Source organism: Desulfonatronum sp. SC1 (assembly GCF_003046795.1).
GTDB lineage: Bacteria > Desulfobacterota > Desulfovibrionia > Desulfovibrionales > Desulfonatronaceae > Desulfonatronum.
The window spans coordinates 1-18,770 of the sequence record NZ_PZKN01000037.1 but is presented as its reverse complement, the minus strand read 5'-3'; the positions used below and the strand labels follow the sequence as shown (position 1 = coordinate 18,770).

Annotated in this window: 20 protein-coding genes; 9 read left to right on the top strand and 11 right to left on the bottom strand. The window is 56.1% G+C overall.

The features are described from left to right. Positions 1-27: 27 nt before the first annotated feature. Complete coding sequence (locus tag C6366_RS16165; RefSeq protein WP_107739801.1) at positions 28-1,449, bottom strand: sugar porter family MFS transporter; 1,422 nt, start codon at positions 1,447-1,449, stop codon at positions 28-30. Between the two features lie 448 nt (positions 1,450-1,897). On the opposite strand from C6366_RS16165, the gene C6366_RS16160 reads away from it, so the two are divergent. The 3 genes from C6366_RS16160 (at position 1,898) to C6366_RS16150 (ending at position 5,256) form a co-directional block, all read left to right on the top strand. Further along, positions 1,898-2,533 carry a trimeric intracellular cation channel family protein gene (locus tag C6366_RS16160; protein ID WP_107739799.1) on the top strand — a complete coding sequence of 212 codons (636 nt, stop codon included), beginning with the start codon at positions 1,898-1,900 and terminating at the stop codon, positions 2,531-2,533. A 636-nt stretch (positions 2,534-3,169) separates the two neighbouring features. After that, complete coding sequence (locus C6366_RS16155; protein ID WP_158269829.1) at positions 3,170-4,489, top strand: PAS domain-containing sensor histidine kinase; 1,320 nt, start codon at positions 3,170-3,172, stop codon at positions 4,487-4,489. Continuing rightward, entirely contained in the window at positions 4,486-5,256 is a 771-nt protein-coding gene (locus C6366_RS16150) for a response regulator (protein WP_107739795.1), read from the top strand. The genes C6366_RS16155 and C6366_RS16150 overlap by 4 nt, the downstream gene beginning before the upstream one ends. Here C6366_RS16150 and C6366_RS16145 read toward each other — a convergent pair. The 8 genes from C6366_RS16145 to C6366_RS16105 form a co-directional block, all read right to left on the bottom strand. Continuing rightward, positions 5,246-5,581 carry a type II toxin-antitoxin system RelE/ParE family toxin gene (locus C6366_RS16145; protein ID WP_107739793.1) on the bottom strand — a complete coding sequence of 112 codons (336 nt, stop codon included), beginning with the start codon at positions 5,579-5,581 and terminating at the stop codon, positions 5,246-5,248. The two genes, C6366_RS16150 and C6366_RS16145, sit on opposite strands and share 11 nt — an antisense overlap. After that, positions 5,578-5,847 carry a type II toxin-antitoxin system Phd/YefM family antitoxin gene (locus tag C6366_RS16140; protein ID WP_031386541.1) on the bottom strand — a complete coding sequence of 90 codons (270 nt, stop codon included), beginning with the start codon at positions 5,845-5,847 and terminating at the stop codon, positions 5,578-5,580. Before C6366_RS16140 ends, C6366_RS16145 begins: the two co-directional genes overlap by 4 nt. A gap of 430 nt (positions 5,848-6,277) precedes the next feature. After that, a complete protein-coding gene (locus tag C6366_RS16135) occupies positions 6,278-7,330 on the bottom strand; it encodes an amidohydrolase family protein (RefSeq protein ID WP_107739791.1) in 1,053 nt (350 codons plus the stop codon). Positions 7,331-7,353: 23 nt separating this feature from the next. Continuing rightward, positions 7,354-8,388, bottom strand: a complete 1,035-nt coding sequence (gene glsA / locus C6366_RS16130) for a glutaminase A (RefSeq protein WP_107739789.1) — start codon at positions 8,386-8,388, stop codon at positions 7,354-7,356. Further along, positions 8,385-8,561, bottom strand: a complete 177-nt coding sequence (locus tag C6366_RS16125; protein WP_158269828.1) for a hypothetical protein — start codon at positions 8,559-8,561, stop codon at positions 8,385-8,387. The genes glsA and C6366_RS16125 overlap by 4 nt, the downstream gene beginning before the upstream one ends. Before the next feature lie 159 nt (positions 8,562-8,720). Then, complete coding sequence (locus tag C6366_RS16120) at positions 8,721-10,031, bottom strand: peptide MFS transporter (protein ID WP_199221546.1); 1,311 nt, start codon at positions 10,029-10,031, stop codon at positions 8,721-8,723. Positions 10,032-10,421: 390 nt separating this feature from the next. Beyond that, positions 10,422-10,532, bottom strand: coding sequence for a glutaminase (locus C6366_RS16110; protein ID WP_107739778.1), 111 nt, complete (start codon positions 10,530-10,532; stop codon positions 10,422-10,424). An 18-nt stretch (positions 10,533-10,550) separates the two neighbouring features. Then, positions 10,551-11,771 carry a phosphatidylserine decarboxylase gene (locus tag C6366_RS16105; RefSeq protein WP_107739775.1) on the bottom strand — a complete coding sequence of 407 codons (1,221 nt, stop codon included), beginning with the start codon at positions 11,769-11,771 and terminating at the stop codon, positions 10,551-10,553. 687 nt (positions 11,772-12,458) lie between these two features. Between C6366_RS16105 and C6366_RS20525 the strand changes: the two genes are divergently transcribed. The 6 genes from C6366_RS20525 to C6366_RS16065 all read left to right on the top strand — a co-directional run bounded on the left by C6366_RS20525 (position 12,459) and on the right by C6366_RS16065 (position 17,013). Then, positions 12,459-12,665, top strand: coding sequence for an ORF6N domain-containing protein (locus C6366_RS20525; protein ID WP_107739825.1), 207 nt, complete (start codon positions 12,459-12,461; stop codon positions 12,663-12,665). A 246-nt stretch (positions 12,666-12,911) separates the two neighbouring features. Further along, complete coding sequence (locus tag C6366_RS16090; protein WP_146164887.1) at positions 12,912-13,412, top strand: hypothetical protein; 501 nt, start codon at positions 12,912-12,914, stop codon at positions 13,410-13,412. 83 nt (positions 13,413-13,495) lie between these two features. Beyond that, positions 13,496-14,170 (top strand): hypothetical protein, encoded by a 675-nt coding sequence (locus tag C6366_RS16085; protein ID WP_107739769.1) that lies wholly within the window; start codon positions 13,496-13,498, stop codon positions 14,168-14,170. A 590-nt stretch (positions 14,171-14,760) separates the two neighbouring features. After that, positions 14,761-15,471, top strand: coding sequence for a hypothetical protein (locus tag C6366_RS16075; protein ID WP_199221544.1), 711 nt, complete (start codon positions 14,761-14,763; stop codon positions 15,469-15,471). A gap of 93 nt (positions 15,472-15,564) precedes the next feature. Continuing rightward, positions 15,565-16,371 carry a DUF2971 domain-containing protein gene (locus tag C6366_RS16070; protein WP_107739765.1) on the top strand — a complete coding sequence of 269 codons (807 nt, stop codon included), beginning with the start codon at positions 15,565-15,567 and terminating at the stop codon, positions 16,369-16,371. A 54-nt stretch (positions 16,372-16,425) separates the two neighbouring features. Continuing rightward, a complete protein-coding gene (locus tag C6366_RS16065) occupies positions 16,426-17,013 on the top strand; it encodes a hypothetical protein (RefSeq protein WP_107739763.1) in 588 nt (195 codons plus the stop codon). Positions 17,014-17,201: 188 nt separating this feature from the next. Here C6366_RS16065 and C6366_RS16060 read toward each other — a convergent pair whose 3' ends face one another. After that, entirely contained in the window at positions 17,202-17,396 is a 195-nt protein-coding gene (locus C6366_RS16060) for a phosphatidylserine decarboxylase (protein WP_233248543.1), read from the bottom strand. A 43-nt stretch (positions 17,397-17,439) separates the two neighbouring features. Beyond that, the gene (rhuM, locus tag C6366_RS16055; protein WP_107739761.1) at positions 17,440-18,411 is read right to left on the bottom strand and encodes a virulence protein RhuM/Fic/DOC family protein; all 972 of its coding nucleotides are present in this window, start codon (positions 18,409-18,411) and stop codon (positions 17,440-17,442) included. Positions 18,412-18,770 lie beyond the last annotated feature (359 nt).

Below are 18,770 nucleotides of genomic sequence, written 5' to 3'. Positions count from 1 at the left end.
CCGCGGCAGTTTCCCGCATGCCCCGCGTCAGTGCGACATTTCCTCCAGGGTCTTGCCCTTGGTTTCATTCACGAACGAACGGACGAAGAACCAGGCGATGAGGCCGAAGGCCGCGTAGATCATGTAGGTGATGCCCAGGTCGAAGGTGGCCAACAGGATGGGGAAGGTCATGGTCACCAGGAAGTTGGCGAACCATCCGGCCAGGCCGCAGACCGCCAGGGCCGCGCCGCGGCATTGGTTGGGGAACATCTCGCCGAGCATCACCCAGACCACCGGGCCCCATGTGGCCGCGAAAAAGGCGATGTAGGCGTTGGCCGCCAGCAGGGCACCCGTGCCGGCAACCCGGCCCAGATGCAGGCCCAGGCCGGGGTCTTTGTCCGCGGTGGCGAAAATTATGGCCATGATCGCCAGCATCACGGCCTGGCCCAAAGCGCCGGCCAAGAGCAACGGCCGTCGTCCGATGCGGTCCACCAGGGCGATGGCCACGAAGGTGAACCCGACATTGACGCAGCCGCTGATCACGTTGACCAGTAGGGAGTCGGCCTCGCTGAAACCGGCGGCCTGCCAGAGCACCGAGCCGTAGTACATGACCACGTTGATCCCGGTGAACTGTTGGAGCACGGCAATGGCCAGGCCGGCCAGAACGACCGGATGGACCCTGCCGGTGACATGATTGACGATGTCGGAAAGGCTGGGTTTGCGGCCCGCGTCCAGGGTGGACTTGATGGCCGCGACCTGGGCCGTGGCCTTTCGCGGGCCGGAAATCCTCGAAAGCACCGAAGCGGCCCGCTCATCCCGGCCCGCGGCAACCAGAAAGCGCGGCGACTCGGGGATGAACAGCAGGCAGACCAGGAACAGCAACGCGGGAAAGATCTCCATCCAGAACATCCACTGCCAGGCCTGCCAACCTCCCCAGAACTCGGCGGAGGCGGAACCGCCCGCGGCAGCGGCGATCAGGTAGTTGCTCAAAAAGGCCGTAAACAACCCGATGACGATCATCATCTGCTGCAACGTGGCCAGACGTCCGCGGATATGGGGCGGCGCGATTTCGCTGATGTAGGCCGGGGCCAGAATGCTGGCCGCTCCCACGGCCAGACCGCCCAGAACCCGGTAGAGGACGAACTCCGTGGTGCCGTCGGCAATGCCCGAGCCCCAGGCGCTGATGGTAAACGCCACGGCCGTGGCCAGCATCAGGGGCTTGCGCCCGAAGCGATCCGCCAGGGTTCCGGCGAAAAAGGCCCCCACCGCGCACCCGATGAGCATGGACGACACGTTGAATCCCGTGGCCACGGCCGTGCAGTCAAAGGCCTTTTGCAACGCATCCACCGTGCCGTTGATCACCCCGCTATCGAAGCCGAACAGGAAGCCGCCGATGGTGGCCACGAAGGATAGGAAAATAACCCAGGCCAGACTTCCTTCCTGTTGCCTGTCAGATTGTGCTTTTACCATTCAGTTTCCCCCTTTTGTCAGGGTTGCGCATCCAGCTCGTGGATGCCGGGATGGTTCAAAATGTGTGGACACATGGACAGGGTGTGCATCTTCAGCATGGAGATACTGACTCGGCCTGTTCTTTGTTTGGCGTTAACCTACCTACCACGAATCATGTCCATGGAAAGTCCGAATTTATAAAATCGGACTGATTCCTGCATTTTTGTAACTCCTCAGCTCATCCGAGTATAAACGACCTGTTTTTGAGACTCGGCAACCTTCCTCGAAACGAGCGGCTGCTGTACCACGCCGAAAGCTTTGCGCGGATTGAGCAACGGCCCAACCGCTTGACCCGTTTCTTCAACTCTCGTAAGCGACATGCAAGAATATTGAGAATACCGTTGCATTGGTTCACCTTTTGCGCTCATGGCCAAGTACCGCCGGAAAATGGGCCGCCACCGAGGCTGCTATGCAATATTATATTGAACATGTCGCCGTGGCGGCGTGCGCTACCTCCGGGGTGCTCGCCGCGCGCGGCAAACGCATCGACCTGTTCGGCGTCGTGGTCCTTGCGGTGACGGCGGCGGTGGGCGGGGGCACGTTGCGGGATATGATCCTGGAAGTGCCGGTGTTCTGGGTGGCTGACCCCAATTACGTTCTGACCGCGTTTGGCATTGCGATCGCGATGTTCCTGGTTGCGCGGGCAAGGGAATTGCCGGGGCATCCGCTGCTGGTGGCGGACGCCGTTGGACTGGCGCTGTTCACCGTGATCGGCGTGGAAAAAACACTGGCAATGGGCGCTCCCGAGTCTGTCGCCATCATGCTCGGGGTGATCACCGGCGTGGCCGGCGGGATGCTGCGCGACGTCCTGATCCGCGAAATCCCCATGGTCTTCCGCCCGGAGATACATCTCTACGCCACGGCCTCCTTTCTCGGCGCGTCGCTGTTCATCATCCTGGAACACGTCTTTCCGTCCGAACCGCAAAACCGCCTGCTGGCCATGAGCCTTGTCCTGGGCCTACGCCTCGCCGCCATCCGCTGGAAACTCTCCCTTCCGCTGTTCCAAACGAACCGCGCCGGCAAGTTGAAAAGGGATATGGAGTGACGTTTTGCATCCGTGACAAACCGGCTGCAAATGGTCCTTTCGCCCCCAGAACCCGGCGCCATGCTTGACATCAAAACCATCTACATCACGTCCTTTCTGATATATATCTGCATGGCAAGTATTCTTGGCATCACATGGAGATATCATTCAGCCGGATACAAGGGAATCGGCCTCTGGTTTTGCGGCATGAGCGCCGGAGTCCTGTCGTTTCCGCTTATTGCCGGACGCGAATTTATTCCTTTATTCATCTCAGTGGTTATAGGAATCACCCTTCTTCCCGTCGGCCTGGCCTGCATCATTCGAGGTCTGGAGAAATATTTCCATTTGGCCTCTTCACTGAGGCTGCAACTGTTCTTCATCCTGGCCACGTTTTCCTGGCAGAGCATTTTCCTCCTGATATTTAACGACGTACATATCCGCATTACGGGATTCAATGCCCTTTGCGCCGCTCAAATGTTTTACGCCGCATACAGACTAAGGTTTCATGTTCCGCGGATGCAAAAGCGGCTTACCACCGCAACGGCATCGATATTCATGGGACTTGCGGCACTCTTTAGCTATCGAATGTTCCATTCCCTGACTCAAATCGGTAGCCGGGACATGATTTCCCCCCTTGATCCGACTCAGGCTCCGCCGATGTTGATTTTTCTCATTCTGACCGTCCTTCTGGTCTTTTCCCTGGTGGTCATGCTTTTTCAGCGCCAGTCCCTGGCTCTGGAGCAAACCGCCAGGCAACTGGAAAATAGCGAAGAACGCTACAAAGCGGTTGTGGACAACTCCCCCACGGGCATTGCGGTCATTGAACCAGACGGGACCATTTCCATGGTCAACAGATCTCTGGCCAAACAGTTGGGGGCAGTCCAGGAAGCCGTCAGAGGCAAGCGGCTTGCCGGCTGGTTTGCAAGGACAGGGGATGGACAGGCGGGCCAATGCCGGGGTTCAGAAGTTCTAGAGCCGCCTGAAAGTGGGCAATGCGCGGAAGTACTCATCCATCAGCATGGCGGAGAGCAAAAACGCCTTGAACTGCATACGGCAAGGCTTGACGGGCAGAGCAGCCAGACCATAGTCCAAAGCATAGACAGGACTGAAGAATATCGTCAGCGGCAAAGGCTTGCGGCGTATCAGTCCTCCCTGGAGGGTATGGTTCAGGAGAAAAGCGAACAGCTTGTCAAGGCTGAAAAAATGGCGTCCATCGGCATTCTGGCCTCGGGAGTAGGGCACGAGATCAGCAATCCCACGCAAGTCATCGCTCATAATCTGGCCGCTGTGCACAAGTTTCTGGATCTGGCGGCTCCTTTTCTTGAACAGGTTCATGCTGAACCCGAAGCTGATGACGACGGTCCGCCCCCGGATATGTTGCCGGATATGTTGCCGGACCTGTTCCCGAAAGTCCGCGGAGGAATCGTCCAGGCCAGACAAGCCTGTTCGCGGATATCCAAGATCGTCAATGACCTGCGCGATTTTTCCCAGTCTGATGAGGAGTCCGCCTCGGCAATGCATGATCTTCGCGGCATCATCAGGTCCGCCGCTGATTTTTCCGAGCAGTATCTGAGCCGGAGAACTCGCTGTTTCCAGCTTGAGCTACCGGCTGTCCCTCTTGACTGTTACTGCCGACCGCATCAGGTGGAACAGGTGGTGATCAATCTGCTGAAAAACGCTGCTGATTCGCTGACTTCAGATCAAGATTCCATAACACTTGCCGCCTGGAAATCGGATATGGGCCTGCACATCAGGGTCCGGGATACCGGCCGCGGGATTGCTCCTGAAAACCTCTCCCAGGTGACCTCCCCATTTTATACGACAAAGAGGGAAGTGGGCGGAACAGGCCTGGGGCTCTATATGGCGGCCCGGATCATTGAAAATTCCAACGGGGCCTTGGATATTCAGTCTGAACCGGGCAAGGGAACCCGCGTGGAAATAGTCCTGCCAGGCACGGCGGAGAGCGGTACGCGATGATTCTGGTTATTGATGATGACGTGGCGGTCTGCGAAAGCGCGGTGCTATCCCTGGAGATGTCCGGATTGCCAGCCGGGTTTCGCGTGGGGTTTCAAGCGGCCCGAGACCTCCTGCCCCAGGCCGGGCTGGTCTTTCTGGATATTACCATGCCCGGCACTTCGGGTATTCAAGCTTTGGAAGAAATACGGAAGAACTTTCCCAGCCTGCCGGTGGTGATGTTCACCGGCGTAGCTGACCTGAATACCGCGGTGGCGTGCATGAAAATGGGCGCCGTGGATTACCTGGTCAAACCGGTGGAGCCGGAAGATCTGTGCGCCTCGGCCCTGGAGCATCTCCCCGCGAAAAAGGGGCAGCCGGGCTGCCCACGGCCCTTTGACAAACAACTCATGGACAACCTGCTGCGGGAATATGATCCGGCCCGATTTGCCTCCGACGCTGACCCGGAAGCCGGAGCCCTGGCTGACTGGCTGGCCAGACGATTTTCGGACATCGATTGTTCCCTGCAAAAGGCCGCCCAGGAGCTGGGCATCAACACAACCTACCTGTCCAGGATGGTTGCCCGGCAATGGCGCATGCCGTTCAGACAACTGGTGAACACGTTGCGCCTGGCTTACTTTATCCAACTGGTTTTACGGGAAAAGAGCGACAAAACACCCCTGGAGGGCCTTGGCCGGGAAGCCGGCTGGGCCAACCGGTCCACCTTCTACGGAGCGGTGAAATACCATACCGGGCTTACACCGTCCGAGCTGATCGCGATCATTTCTTGAGTTTTTCCAGCCCGGACGCCCGGAATATGTCGCTCCGGCCAACCTTTCTTCGCAGTGCGGCCTTGTAAATCTCCTTGTCCCTTCTTGGACCAACGGCCAGGACAAAAACAACCACCTCATGCCCCCGCACCTGATACACGACCCGACAATCACCAACCCGCAGCTTGCGAAAATCAGCCAGGCCAGCGGACAGGGGAACGCCGAATTCCAGGGGAGATTGGGTCAATTTCTGGTCGATGGCCCGGACAATGCGCCGAGCCATGGCCGTGCCCACGCTTTCCAAGTCCTCCTCGACATCGTGGTGATACAGGATCTTCCTGGTCATGGAGCGAATTTCTCCATCATTCGATCATGCGGGACGGCTTTGTCCCGGTCAAAGGATTCCAGCCTGGCCATGGCCAGCGAGGCCAGACGCAGATCCTCGATCTCTTCCCGCATGGATTCGTAGGCCGCCATGGAGAGCAGGACGGCTCTGGGTTCGTTGTTCTTGAGGATGATCAACTCTTCAGCCTCGCCGCGTTCCAGGGCTTCCAGGGTAAAGGATGTCTTTTTGGAAAGCGTTGTGGCGGAAATAAAATCTTGGGCACGCATTATCATGTCTCCTGTTGTTGAATCGGATAATTGTGCACAAAATAATCCGATCCAGAGAAGCGGTCAAGCAATGACGAGGTGGTTTCAGGAAGGCTCATTATGCGTCTCAGTCAGGCGGACTGTCACGCTCCTCGTCCTTGGAGCAGCGCGGCACCTGGCTGATGGCCTCGAAAATGGCCAAAATGCGCGTGGTGTCCGCGCTGTCGTCGACCAGCGCCGGCCCCTGGCTCAATGTTCATCAAAAGCTTCGGGTCTGAGGATGTTGCGTGGAAAGTTGCCCCCTGGTTCAATTCGCTTTCCGGCATACTCTTCGACCCAACAGACGCAGGGAGGGATACTTCCCCGGAAAAAACAAGTTTGTTCCGGATGCGCAAATTCCCTCCCGTCCACCACGTCTACCGGGATTCCGATGAGTATGCATCCATCTCCCCTATCCCGGAAGCAGGCTCAAGAAATTGGTCAAGGCCACCTTCCCGGCCTTTTCCGGGCTCAAGGCGTCCAGCAGTTGGTAGTATTTGGTGATGTTTTGGTTGTACGTCGCGAAGTGGCCGATGTTGTCCGAGCCGATCATGAAGCGGTCGGAAAAGTCCGAGATCAGCGTCAGCCAGCAAGGGCGGACCTGCCCGGGGCTGCCGGGGTCGAGGACGTAATTCTCGAAGATCAGCCAGGACAGGTCGATGTACAGGTTGTCGTGCTTCGTGAGCATTTCCCGGAGCAGTCCCGTATAGGCGGGCTGGTCCAGGTCCAGCATCCGCGACAGCCCGGCGTGGGCCCAAATGATCACGGTCCTGGGGTGTCGGGTCAGGGCTTCCTGCACCTCGTAAACGTAGATGGGGCGGTCCAGCCGGTTGCGGGAGGTGGCGTTGTTGTGCAGGTTCACGGGCAGATTTTTCTGGGCCGCCAGGTCGTAGACCGGGTCCAGGGCCGGATGGTTGGCCCGGGCCGTCTCCCCGTAGGTCAGATTGGTCAGGTCGTCCCGGTGGCCGAAAACCTCGCCGATGCCCTGCCACAGCCCGGGATATTCCTCCAGCATGCGCTCCACGTGGAGCACGGCATGCTTGTCCGTGGCGTTGAACCCGCAGATGAAGGGATGAAACCGGGAACGAGCCTGGTCGGGCAGTTCCATAACGCGCCGGGCCACGATGAAATCCGTGGCTGAGTACCAGTAGGTCCGGCCGTTGTCGTCCAGGTAATACCGGGGCTCTTCCGGCTCGGCGGCGTCCCATTTTTTGACCAGGGGCATCCCGGAGATCATGGTGTGCCCGACGCCCGCGTTTTCCATGGCCAGCAACAAGGCGTCCATGCCCTCGGTCTTCTGCAGAAAGTCCACGTAGTGGAAATGGCTGTCCGCCACCATGTACCTGGCGGCCGAATCTGAACCTGAACCAGCTCCGGCCAGGGCTGACAACGGCCCCGAAAAACCCTGTACTCCCCCGGCCAACGCTCCCACGGCGGCGATCTTCAAGAATGCTCTGCGATCCATATGCACCTCCTTCATTCGTGCTTTCACTGAAACAACCCCAACCCCAGGCGCTGGCTGACATACTCGATGGCCCGCATGGCCCGGACGCTGTTGCCGGCCTGGTTCAGTCGGGGTGAAAAGGCGGCCACGGCCAGTTTTCCAGGAACCACGGCCACGATCCCGCCGCCGACTCCGGTCTTGGCCGGCAGACCCACGTCGTAGGCCCAGCGTCCGGATTCGTCATAGAACCCGGCGGTCAGCATCAGGGCCAGAACCTTGGGCACGTGCCGGGCTTCCAGAACCTGCTCCTTGCTGATCGGGTTGACCCCGCCATTGGCCAGGGTCGCGCCCATCATGGCCAGGACGCGGGCCGTGACCCCGATGGCGCACTGCCGGGTGTAGACGTCCAGGGCCTCTTCCGGGTCGGCGTAAATCCGGCCGTATTTTTTCAGGAGGTGGGCGATGGCCCGGTTGCCCTGGTTCGTGGCCGCCTCGGAACGGTAGACCTCCTCGATCACGCTTAGTTCCTGGCCGGCCATGGCCTCATGGAATTGCTTGATTTTCGAAAAGCGCTCCATGTCGCTTTCCGCGGGCACGAGGCTGACCGCGGCCATGGCGCCGGCATTGACCAGGGGGTTCACGGACCGGGAGGCGTGCAGCTCCACCGCCAGGACGGAGTTGAAGGGCAGGCCCGTGGGCTCGACCCCGACCTTTTCCACGAGGATTTCCGGATCATCGTGTTCCTGAAGAACCAGGGCCGCGGTAAACGGCTTGGACACGGACTGGATGGTGAAATCGTAATCCGCATCCCCGGCAATGAAGACCTGGCCGTCCACCGTGACCAGGGCCAGGCCAAACAGCTCCGAAGGCACCCTGGCCAGCTCGGGAATGTAATCGGCATTGGCCCCCTCGGTATCGTCCGCGAACAGGGCATGGGCTTCCTGAAGAACCTGCCCGAGGATGTCAGCATCAACAGAGAGGCGAGCCCAGGCCGGGTGCGTGGAAAACAGCAGGAATACAAGAACAAGGGCCATTTTGCGCAGGACGGCCAACGTGATGAAGCAAGGGGTGGCTTTCATGGGTTTGTCACCCTCCGGGGATTCACGCCCACGATGTTCTTATAGAACGGCGGCAAGGCGTTCACCAGGGCATGAAAATTCGCGGCTGAACCAACCAGCATCGGCAACAGATTTTGCGCACAGGCAATAAACCTGAGCAGGAGGCGGCGTCGTGCTCTGAAAAAAGATGTCATGGTTTCTCCCTCCTGATGGGTGGCCAATGTCCGTAAGGCATGCGTTTTCATGATCATTTCTCCCAGGTAGATGGTTGCGGGTTGATTGCCGCCCTTGGCCAACGTTCGGTCATGCTTGTTCAACCTCCGAAAAAAGTTCAGCCAGTGGGGGTGCTGGCCTCAATGGGCCATCACCGCCCCCGCGCCCATGGCCAGTTTGAGGCGCTTGAGCAGGCTGGTGATGATGACCCCGGCCATGGCGGCCACTCCGGCCACCATCAGGAAAAACTGCTCCTCGGGCCAGATGTCCCAGAAATGGCCCAGGTATCCGGCCAGGAAGTTCCCGGCGAACTGGGCCAGAAACCAGACGCCCATGAGCATGGAGACCATCCGCGCCGGGGCCAGTTTGGTGACCAGGGACAATCCTACCGGGGAGAGGTACAGCTCGCCCACGGTGAGTACGGCGCTGAACCCGACCAGCCAGAGCATGCTTACGGGAATACCATCGGTGGCAAAGGTTTGCGCCGGGGGCATCAGGATCAGGAAGGATGCGCCCAGCAAAAAACAACCAATGGCCATCTTGGCCGGGGAGGAGGGCTCGCGGCCGCGGCGGGCCTGCCAGGCCCAGAAGGTGGTGATCAGCGGGGTGAACAGGAAGATGAACAGCGGGTTCAGGGACTGGAACCAGGTGGCCGGGACTTCCCAGCCCAGGACGTGGCGATCCGTGTCCACGTCCGCGAACATGGCAATGGTGTTGCCTTGCTGCTCAAAGGCCGCCCAGAAGAGCATCACCACCAGACAGATCACCACCAGGCCCACGATCCGGTTCCTGTCGTTGGCCTGGGTCGCCGGGTCCGGGCCGATCGCTTCCGATCGGGCCTGCTCGGAAGCGCGTCGGTCCAGATTGTCCGGGGCCAGCCAGTGCCGCCCCCAGAGGTAGATGCCCAGCCCAACCATCATCCCGACCCCGGCGGCCCCAAACCCATAGTGCCAGCCGTAAACCTCGCCCAGGGTGCCGCAGATCAGCGGGGCCATGAAGGCCCCCAGGTTGATGCCCACGTAGAAGATGCTGAAGGCTCGGTCCCGCCGCGGGTCGCCGGGGGGATAGAGGTTGCCGACCTGGGTGGAGATATTCGGCTTGAACGCCCCGTTGCCCAGGATCAGCAGGGCCAGGGCCGGGTAAAACAACGACTCGAAGACCATCACGAAATGTCCCAGGGACATCAGCACCCCGCCCAGGATCACGGTCCGGCGCTGCCCCAGGAGGCGATCCGCCAGCAACCCGCCGAAAAAAGGCGTTAAATAGACCAGCCCGGTGTACAGCCCGTAGATCTGGGAGGCCTCGGCATGGGAAAACATCATGTGCTTGACCATGTAATAGACCAACAGCGCCCGCATCCCGTAATAGGAGAAGCGCTCCCACATTTCCGTGAAAAACAGGATGTACAGCCCTTTGGGATGGCCCCACAGCATTTCTTGCCGCGACGACATGCTTTCTCCTCCGGTACAGGTCCAGGATGGCGCCTGGGGCCTTGAATAATCTCTAAACTGTTGGCCTTTTGGGGATGGTTCAGAACAGGTTGACACTTTTCTTAGCAGTGGCCCCTCTTTGGAGTGAGGGCGTCTGGATCGCCTGATCCTGACCCTGACCCTGTTCTTGATCCTGGGCCAGCCACTTTTGGCCCGTGGCTCCCTGGCGGACTGGGGGCAAGCCGCTTAACAGTCCGTTTAAAAACTCCCAATTGCTGTGTCGCCGCAAAAAGTTCAAACTCTCACATATGAATAAATACGCTTCGATCTTGAGCTTTTTTGCTCCTTGCACTTGGGGTTTTATTTCCCTTATCCCGGAAGCAGGCTTATATGCCTCCTTCATTCGTGCTTTCACTGAAACAACCCCAACCCCAGGCGTTGGCTGACATACTCGATGGCCCGCATGGCCCGGACGCTGTTATCGGCCTGGTTCAGTCGGGGTGAAAAGGCGGCCACGGCCAGTTTTCCAGGAACACGGCCTCATTCGCCGTCCGTGTCAAAGACGCCGATCTGGTTGCCCAGGCGGATCTTGACGCCGCCGGAGACGTACCGACCCGGCTCGAACACCAGGATCACCAGGGAACCGCCATAGAGGAAATGGCCCAGTTCGTCTCCACGCCGGACCGGGACCGGCCCGGTTGCGTTCAGGAACCGGTCCTGGAAGACCACGGAACCAATCTCGCTCAAGCCCACGGCCACCGCGGCCACCAGACCGTATTTCCCGGTATCGATGATGAAATAGCCGCGCTGATAGTTTTCAAAAGCGCCGAAGTCCGAGCCGGGCCGCCCCACGTTGCCGCCGGGTGGGACAAAGGCGGGAAAGTCCTCCATGCCCAGCAGGGCCCCGTTCACCAACGCGGTCTCGATCACCGCCCCGGCCACCGGGGAGTGGTATCGGTGGTAGGTGTTGGGCATGAGAATACAGGACAGGGCCGTGCCGCCCACGAACCGCTCCCAGTACCTGGATCCGGCCAGCAGTTCCTGAATGTTCAGCTCCTGGGTGCCCTTGGTGCGCAGCATGGTGCTATTGTCCACGATGGGCACGGGGATCGGGTTCATGATCGCATCCGTAGGCGCGCTGATCACGTAGTCCCGGTCCGGCATGGTCTGGGGCCGGCTTTGGGCCTGGTCCTTGAAGGTCCGGGCAAAAAAATCGTTGAACGAGCCAAAGCCGCCGTCAGGAGCGTCGGGGTCCGGGAGCAGATAGTCTTCCTTTTCAATGCGCGGGTTGGCCAGCCACTGAGCCACCACTGCCCTGGACTCCGGGCTGTTCATGAAGGCGCCTCGGTCCTCGACGAAACGCTGAAACAGCTCCCGGCCCGGGGAGATCTGGAATACGGCTCTACCAAAGGGATTCTGGTAGGCGAAGAAGTCCATCACCTCGATGTAGGCCAATCCGTCGTCCGAACTGCCCTTGGACTGGGGCAAAAACAGGCACCAGTCGCCCAGAAAGACGAGCAGGTCGTCAAATTTTTTGCCGATCCAGGGATTGCCTTCCGGGCGGTAGCCTTCCGGCAGGGGCCGCATGTTCTCGAAGGCCTTGTCCATGAGCAGCCTGAAAACCTCGTTTTCCTGGTACGTCTGGGCAAAGGCCCCGATGCTTTCCACGCATTGCGCGGGAAGCGGCGGAAAGTCGGCCCGGCTGAAGGCGGGCCAGCACGTCACGCAACAAACAAGGCAGCAAAGCAGCAGGTTTTTCATGATTTCCCTCTCTGGTCTGGTTACTGTCTGGTTAGGCAGAGACGGCATTCTGGCTTTCCAAACGGTTTTCTTCACAATTGTTCCCGCGTCTCATAAATTGCCGTCATGGCATCCCGCGCGGAAAGGCCGCCCTACTTGTATTCCAGATGTCTCATTATGCATTCCGGACTGTTATTTTCTTCTGGGAATCCCAACGGGATTCAGTCCCCCAGCCCAGGGTTGCGGCTGTGCCGCTACCCTGGGAAATGCGCCATATTTCCGTAACCTACCCCAAAGGGGTTGCGTCCTTTTTCAATGATCCCTGGCCAACCCTGGGCTAGAGGACGATGCCCCGTTGGAGAATGAACCGATGAAGAATCATGCATTGGCGAGCCATCTGCCCGAAACGCATGTTGAGCCAAAGTAGCACTCTGTTTTTATTCAACTTTCAACCATCAACTTTCAACAGGCTTGGTGCAAAATGACTTTTTGCGCCAAGCCCCTTCATGCCCGCGATGAACACGTCCAACACCTCCTTGCTCACATGCCGCATGCTCAGCACGTGGGCCAACTCGCCTGGTACTCGCTGAACCGTTATCTTACTGACATGATCCAACGCAACCCACGCGAATCGCGGGACAGGGTCAACGCTGGTTGCATCCATGCCCAGCCTAGTCTAAGTGACTACGGAAAACTACCGATAATGGCGTGGAAACCAAGGTGTTGAATCAGGCGATCAAAAGAAACATTGCCCGATTCCCCGAGCAATTTCGATTTCAGCTTACCCAATTGGAAAACGATCAACTAGTCACAGATTGTGACCGGTTCGCCAGACATTTACCACATCGGCGCGTCACTCAAAGACCTGGGCAAGAAATGGTTCGCCTTTTCAAAGATGTAAATGCGGGCCATTGAGATGCTGGCGAAGGTGAAGGTATGACCCATGCCAATCCGCCGACAGTTCCTGCCGACAAGCTTGCGAGCCAAGAGCAGACTTGACCCCTCTCCAGACCCCTCTCCATGGGTCGGAGTTTTGCGAATTCCGCATAATATATCTGTTCGAGAGTTATGGTTTCGAGATGAGGTGTCGACGGGTGTAGAGTTCTGGGTCTGAGAATGGTCATCTTGGTATTCAATAGCAACAATAGGAGTAGAGACGTTATGAGAAAGTTACTTGCCGTATGTATGTGTGTTCTGATGGCGGGATGTGCGGGGTATTCGCCGGTTGTCAATACAAGCACAACCCCAAAGGTCCCTGCGGGAACTGAAGTGCCGTTCGCAAAGGTGATGGACCCGACTTTCGCATCCGATTACATCGGCAGCGATGTTTCCACCATCGCCGAATTTGTTGCGAACGGAACAGGAGCATGGCTTCTGAACTATCCAATGACAGGGAAAGTGGTCTTTCGCTGTCGGCCGGTTGGCGCAACCGACGAAAAGAATCCTTTGTCCGGAGAGGTTAAGGCCGACTTCGTGGTTCTTCCCAAAGATAAATCGGACTTGGTCTTTGCACTCAAACCTGGTGATCAGATTCGCCTTCGCGGGGGCACTTCAGTATCGCAGTGGCGTTCCAATGTTCCGTCATTTGTGCGGATGAGCACGGACAATCTGAAGGAGATTGTTTTTGAGGCGACAGCAATCGAGAAGAACCAAGCAAAATAGGGCATCTCGAACCAGAGGCTGGTGGGTATCGTCGCTAGCGCGCCGAACCCACAGCCTCGACGTTAGAACGCACGAGAGTGAGCATGACCGAGAATCCACTTCAAACACAGACAATTGACCGCACCGCCGCTGTGGTGCGTGGAGTTGTCGGTGCGGTGCCTGTCATCGGACCGTTGGTTGCAGAAGTAATCTCCGGCGTCATACCCGGGCAGAAGCTTCAGCGGCTGGAACAGTGGCTCCACCTCTTTTCCACTCGTGTCCATTCCCTCGAAGACGGAGTCAAACGGCTGAACGATAGACTTCGCACGCCTAAGGGTTCAGATCTCCTCGAAGATGCTCTCCTTGAAGCATCGCGAGCCGTTTCTGATGAGCGACTTGAACGGCTTGCGAGCCTCTTTGCAAATGGTCTTGCTGGCCTAGACTTTGAGCATGACCGCGTGAAGACCTTGTCGCGCTTGTTCGGCAACCTCACTGACGCTGAAATCGTGCTGTTGACCTTCTATGCCCAGCCGCCGACTCTCAGCTCACCATGGCACAAGGCGATGATGGAGCGACACCCCGAGATACTCAAACCAGTGTCACGCGCGATGGGCAGCCCTCAGTCGGAAATCGATCGCGGTGCACTCCAAGACCACCGTAAGGATACATTGCTGCGGCTTGGCCTTCTTCAATCGGACGATCGCTCAACAAGCATCACATCGCTTGGCAGGCTGCTGGTCAATCAGGTCGTCGATGAAAGCCTTTTCGAGGGTTCGTGACGTGCGTTCTAACAATGCGCCTGCAGCCGACGCAAAAAACCGCGCGGCTGAGGCGCGCCGTAGGCTCGCAAGAGCGCGCGGTTACCGAGCGCCGGACTTATTCAAATTACCAAAGGGACGAACATGATGTCTGAGCAGAGCGAACCACCATTTTACCCGCGTGCGATTCTGCTGACTGTCATCACACAGACGCTTCCCGTTCTGGGGATCGCACTTTACTTCCTCATTTCTGGCAATAATAATTTTCACTGGCTGATCCCGGCGATGCTGGGGGTCGCGCTAGTCGGAATGAAGTTCGCGGCTCCTAGGATTCCTTGGTTTCAGCTAGCTCTGGCCCTAGGTGCCGTGTTCGTTACTTCAAGTGCGCTTGATCTATTGGCCCTTAAGGTTTCCCCCTTGTTCTTCCTTGCTGGAAACGTATCAATTCCAGTTATTTGCGTGCTTGGGTTCGGCAGGTACTGGGTGAGCTGCGGATACATCCCGCGCTGGAGCAACTGGTGGCCCCGGTGATGGCGATAGTACCGATAGAAAAAATGAAATGAACCCTAACAAGGCCATGGAGCGCGACGGCTGCTGCGCAGCCGCAGTTCATGGCTGGCGTTGGGTGTGAATTAAGGGTAATAATGAAGTATCATCAAGCTGACATTTCAAAAATGGTGACGGAATTCCAGAAATACAATTCCTCAACAGATCGCTACGCATCATTTGATTATTGCTATTGCTATTTTCACCCCACCTCAGACAACGATTTATTAGGAGATATAGAAAAGAGTTGCCTATCGCTTGGGTTTTATCTTGCAAGTTGGGGTATGCTACGAGGTTCAAGTTTTCTATTAAACAGAAGCGTTAAACACTATGAGCCACTCATCAGATACATTGCTGGCCTGGACTCTTCGGTTTGGGATATAGATGTAGATCAATATTCAGGTAAAAACATCAAATCAATCTGCTCCATATACAGGGACATCCAGCGTATTATTGTAAACAATGGGAATTCCCATCTAACCCTTGTCACTAAAATTATGCTTGGTGTATTTGGGTTCATCCCAGCTTTTGATAATTATTTCGGAAATACTTTCAGAGAGATATTCCAAGGCGAATGTGGCTTTCGCAGCGTAAATCAAAATTCCCTGAACTGCATCCAACAATTTTATGATGATAACAGAGAAGAAATTGACATGTATTCTTCAAAAATTTATGTGAAGGAATTTACCACTGGCGATAACTCAGGTATCACTTACAAGAAATCAAAGATCATTGATATGTACGGATTTACTAAAGGACTGAAGAAAAGCACCTAGCCTCGTGCTTTACGCGGATTGGGACTCCACTGTCGTTGCGCCCCAACCGGTAAGCATGGCCGTTAACACTTCTTGTAAATATTATAGAGTGAAATGACCATTGACAAAGATAAGCTTTTGCTAAATCGAGTAAAACCATTTGAGGTAGATTACTTGTATAAATACCGTACCATTGGTTCCAGATGGCTCGAATTAGTTTTTAGTGAAAGCAAAATATGGCTCTCTAACCCATTAGCATTCAATGACCCTTTTGATTGTATGCCTAAAGTTGTCATTCACAAGAACCATTACAAAAGAGAACAATTCTATAAGATGCTTGTAAAAAGCAGATTTCCTAATTATACAAAAGCGCAAATCAAGAGGGAGCTAAAAAATCCTGTATTTCGCAGGATTAGTACACATGCATATCTTGATGAAATTTTTAAAAAATTTTTAAAAGATTTTGGGATATATTGCCTTTCTGAAGTACCAGATGACATATTAATGTGGTCACACTATTCAGACTCTCATAAAGGTATTTGCCTTCAGTTCAAAGCAAAAACAGATCTGACCATATTTTGGGAAGCTTATAAAGTAAAATATCAGGATGATTATCCAGAAGTAAACATTATGGATCTTGGCAATTATGATCAATTCTTTAATTTGTTCGCGACAAAATCAAATCATTGGAAGTATGAACAAGAAAGGCGAATCATTAAAACCCCAGATGAAGGTGGCTCAAATACATATCATTTCGAGCCAGATTTGTTAGCAGGTGTGATACTTGGGGCAAAAATTACAGAAAGAGAACAACAGATTGTTAATGAGTGGATTTCAAAAAGTTCGACGCCGATCAATGTCTATAGGGCAAAGATAAATGAAAACTCTTACAAGCTCGATATTCCAGGTGTAAACTGCTGACCGCCGCCTATAGCAGGCCGCTATAGATCGCCGCGGCTACTAAGGCGTTCCATTATGCAAGTGATGATGAATACAGAAGAATACAGCCTGTTCAGCGTGATGGGACCTCACGCGGGTGAGAGTTCCGAGGTGATCTTTGCCAGGAAGATCGCCGACGTTCAGAACGTTGGTCGAACTTTCTGGGTCGTTCGGTCCCACAAAGCCAAGCCGGACATGATTCAAGCTGTCGGTGCGACCGTCTGTGGCAGATCAGAAGAGCCACTGTGCGCATTCCTTGCCCCGTCATCGCCCGGCGGTGCGCTCCCAACCAAAACGGCCTCCGCCGCCGTCGAGTACTCCACCGACCGACGACGGTGGGAAACGATGCCTACCGGCATAACCCCGGTGACGGGGAAAATGACGCCCAGCACATGTGCGCTCGTGTTCGATCAGCTCTGCCTCCTGACTACGGCAGTTGTTGATCTATGGCAGTACGCAGATTTTTTTGATCCGGAATCGCCCGTCAAGATCCGACAAGGAGCTTCCACTCTCGGCGTGACACGCCGAGACACGTCTGTCCATCCTGACCGGATGAAGAGCCACTTCCGGCAAGTCATGGCGGTCGGACGACTAGTGCATCCATTCGCAGTGTGGTTGAGATGATGAGATTACACAACAAGGTACTGAAGGCTGCGCCTGCGGCGCAAAGTGTTTTTCTCCAGCCAAGCAGGCTGGAGAAAAGTCATTTTTGTCTGCCATTTCCGACAGTGGCCAATACCCTGAAAAGTGGACAAAATCCTCATGCTCCCATCCGGAACAGCTCCATGCAGATCAACGCACACAAAACGCGGTCATTCGCCCTGGCTGTCCGTGACCACGGCGATCCTGGCCCGAAGCGGGATGTTTTCCGAGTGCAGGCCTGGTGTTTGGCCGTGCAGGTCGAATTTTAGGTTCACTTCCGGGCGGAAGATCAGGCAATGGGTGGAGCCTCCGAAGTGGAACATCCCGAGCTGGTCGCCCTTTTGGACGTGCTGGCCTTCGTACACCGTGATCTCGTTGGATAAGACTTTTGGCTCGAGGCCTGTCTTGTCAGGATTCCATCAGCAGGTTGACGATCAGGCGGATCAGCAGATCCTTGTTCGCGGGCAGGCTTTCGGCCACCAGCAGGGCCAGGGCGGTCAGGGCAGCGTCGCCGATTCGCGCGGCCATGTCTTCCTGGTGCAGGTAGAGCAGGAAGAGGAAGGAGCCGATGCGCTTGTTGCCGTCGGAGAACGGATGGTCCTTGATCATGAAGTACAGTAGATGCGCGGCCTTGATTTCCCGGCTCGGATACAGGGGCTCGCCGAACATGGTCTGCTCGATGGCTCCCAGAATCGCGGCCAAGCCGTGGCCGTGTTCCCGGCCGAACAGGTCCGAGGCCTCGCCTCGGGCCATGAGATCGGCCTTCAGCCCTTCAATGGCGGACTTGGCATGGTCGATGTCCAAAATCCCCCGGCTCGGTCGGGAGACGTCAGGCAACGGCAGGCTGTCTTCGTCATATTGCAGCAGCAGCCGCCAGGTCCTGGCATACCCCCTGACAAGTTCCAGCACGGCCCGGCCGGTATCGCTGACCAGGGCGTTGGCTTCCAGGGTGCGGGAAAGCAGGTCCAGAGCGGCCCTGGCTTCGTCCAGACCGCGCTCCGCCAGACGGCGCTGGTCCAGGGTATATCCGTGCAGCAGATGCCGGCGCAGGACCGAGGTGGCCCACTGGCGGAAACGGACGCCGCGTTTGCTGTTGACCCGGTAGCCGACGGATATGATGGCGTCCAGGTTGTAGAGTTTGCGACTCCGCTCCACGCGCCGGCCCCCCTCGGTTTGAACTTGTAAGAAATCCTTACAAGTTGCCTTCTCCTCCAGTTCCCCACCTTTGTAGATGTTTTTCAGGTGCATGGTGATATTCTGAGGTTTCACCAGAAATAATTCGGCCATCTGGGACTGGGTCAGCCAAACCGTCTCACCTTCCAGGGTTACCTGGACAGGCTTGGTGTTGTCCGGATCTTCGTAGATAATGATTTCGCTCATGGTTTGGGCGCCAGTAGCCAAAGTTTCTTTGACGTTTCCCAACAACTGGTTCGACTGTGCGACGACTGGGGTCGGACCGAGTTAACTTTTTGAAGTTTCAAGATAAACATTCTAAAAATAAGCCGAAATTTTGCCTTGTAACGCCCATTTCGCTACTGAAATGGGCGTTGCAAGTGAGTGTAATATGAGCATCTTAAGGAAAAATATCAAGCATTTTCAAGGCATTTTCTGTCACTAGTGTCCCAACGTTTAATCAAAGAAACTCAACTGGTTAGTGTTTGACCGAACTTCGTTTTCGTAGCTGTAATTTCCAACTATCTGTAATAATGGATTTCGTTCAAAGATGTTCACGCTTAAAA

What these genes read in the sequence shown, in the direction of transcription:
- C6366_RS16065 (WP_107739763.1), top strand. Translation starts at nt 16,426, where the DNA reads ATGCAAGTGATGATGAATACAGAAGAATACAGCCTGTTCAGCGTGATG.
- C6366_RS16150 (WP_107739795.1), top strand. Translation starts at nt 4,486, where the DNA reads ATGATTCTGGTTATTGATGATGACGTGGCGGTCTGCGAAAGCGCGGTG.
- rhuM (WP_107739761.1), bottom strand. Translation starts at nt 18,411, where the DNA reads ATGAGCGAAATCATTATCTACGAAGATCCGGACAACACCAAGCCTGTC.
- C6366_RS16105 (WP_107739775.1), bottom strand. Translation starts at nt 11,771, where the DNA reads ATGAAAAACCTGCTGCTTTGCTGCCTTGTTTGTTGCGTGACGTGCTGG.
- C6366_RS16085 (WP_107739769.1), top strand. Translation starts at nt 13,496, where the DNA reads ATGACCGAGAATCCACTTCAAACACAGACAATTGACCGCACCGCCGCT.
- C6366_RS16155 (WP_158269829.1), top strand. Translation starts at nt 3,170, where the DNA reads ATGTTGATTTTTCTCATTCTGACCGTCCTTCTGGTCTTTTCCCTGGTG.
- C6366_RS16145 (WP_107739793.1), bottom strand. Translation starts at nt 5,581, where the DNA reads ATGACCAGGAAGATCCTGTATCACCACGATGTCGAGGAGGACTTGGAA.
- C6366_RS16165 (WP_107739801.1), bottom strand. Translation starts at nt 1,449, where the DNA reads ATGGTAAAAGCACAATCTGACAGGCAACAGGAAGGAAGTCTGGCCTGG.
- C6366_RS16090 (WP_146164887.1), top strand. Translation starts at nt 12,912, where the DNA reads ATGAGAAAGTTACTTGCCGTATGTATGTGTGTTCTGATGGCGGGATGT.
- C6366_RS16125 (WP_158269828.1), bottom strand. Translation starts at nt 8,561, where the DNA reads ATGACATCTTTTTTCAGAGCACGACGCCGCCTCCTGCTCAGGTTTATT.
- C6366_RS16075 (WP_199221544.1), top strand. Translation starts at nt 14,761, where the DNA reads ATGGCTGGCGTTGGGTGTGAATTAAGGGTAATAATGAAGTATCATCAA.
- C6366_RS16160 (WP_107739799.1), top strand. Translation starts at nt 1,898, where the DNA reads ATGCAATATTATATTGAACATGTCGCCGTGGCGGCGTGCGCTACCTCC.
- glsA (WP_107739789.1), bottom strand. Translation starts at nt 8,388, where the DNA reads ATGAAAGCCACCCCTTGCTTCATCACGTTGGCCGTCCTGCGCAAAATG.
- C6366_RS16070 (WP_107739765.1), top strand. Translation starts at nt 15,565, where the DNA reads ATGACCATTGACAAAGATAAGCTTTTGCTAAATCGAGTAAAACCATTT.
- C6366_RS16135 (WP_107739791.1), bottom strand. Translation starts at nt 7,330, where the DNA reads ATGGATCGCAGAGCATTCTTGAAGATCGCCGCCGTGGGAGCGTTGGCC.
- C6366_RS16140 (WP_031386541.1), bottom strand. Translation starts at nt 5,847, where the DNA reads ATGCGTGCCCAAGATTTTATTTCCGCCACAACGCTTTCCAAAAAGACA.
- C6366_RS16120 (WP_199221546.1), bottom strand. Translation starts at nt 10,031, where the DNA reads ATGTCGTCGCGGCAAGAAATGCTGTGGGGCCATCCCAAAGGGCTGTAC.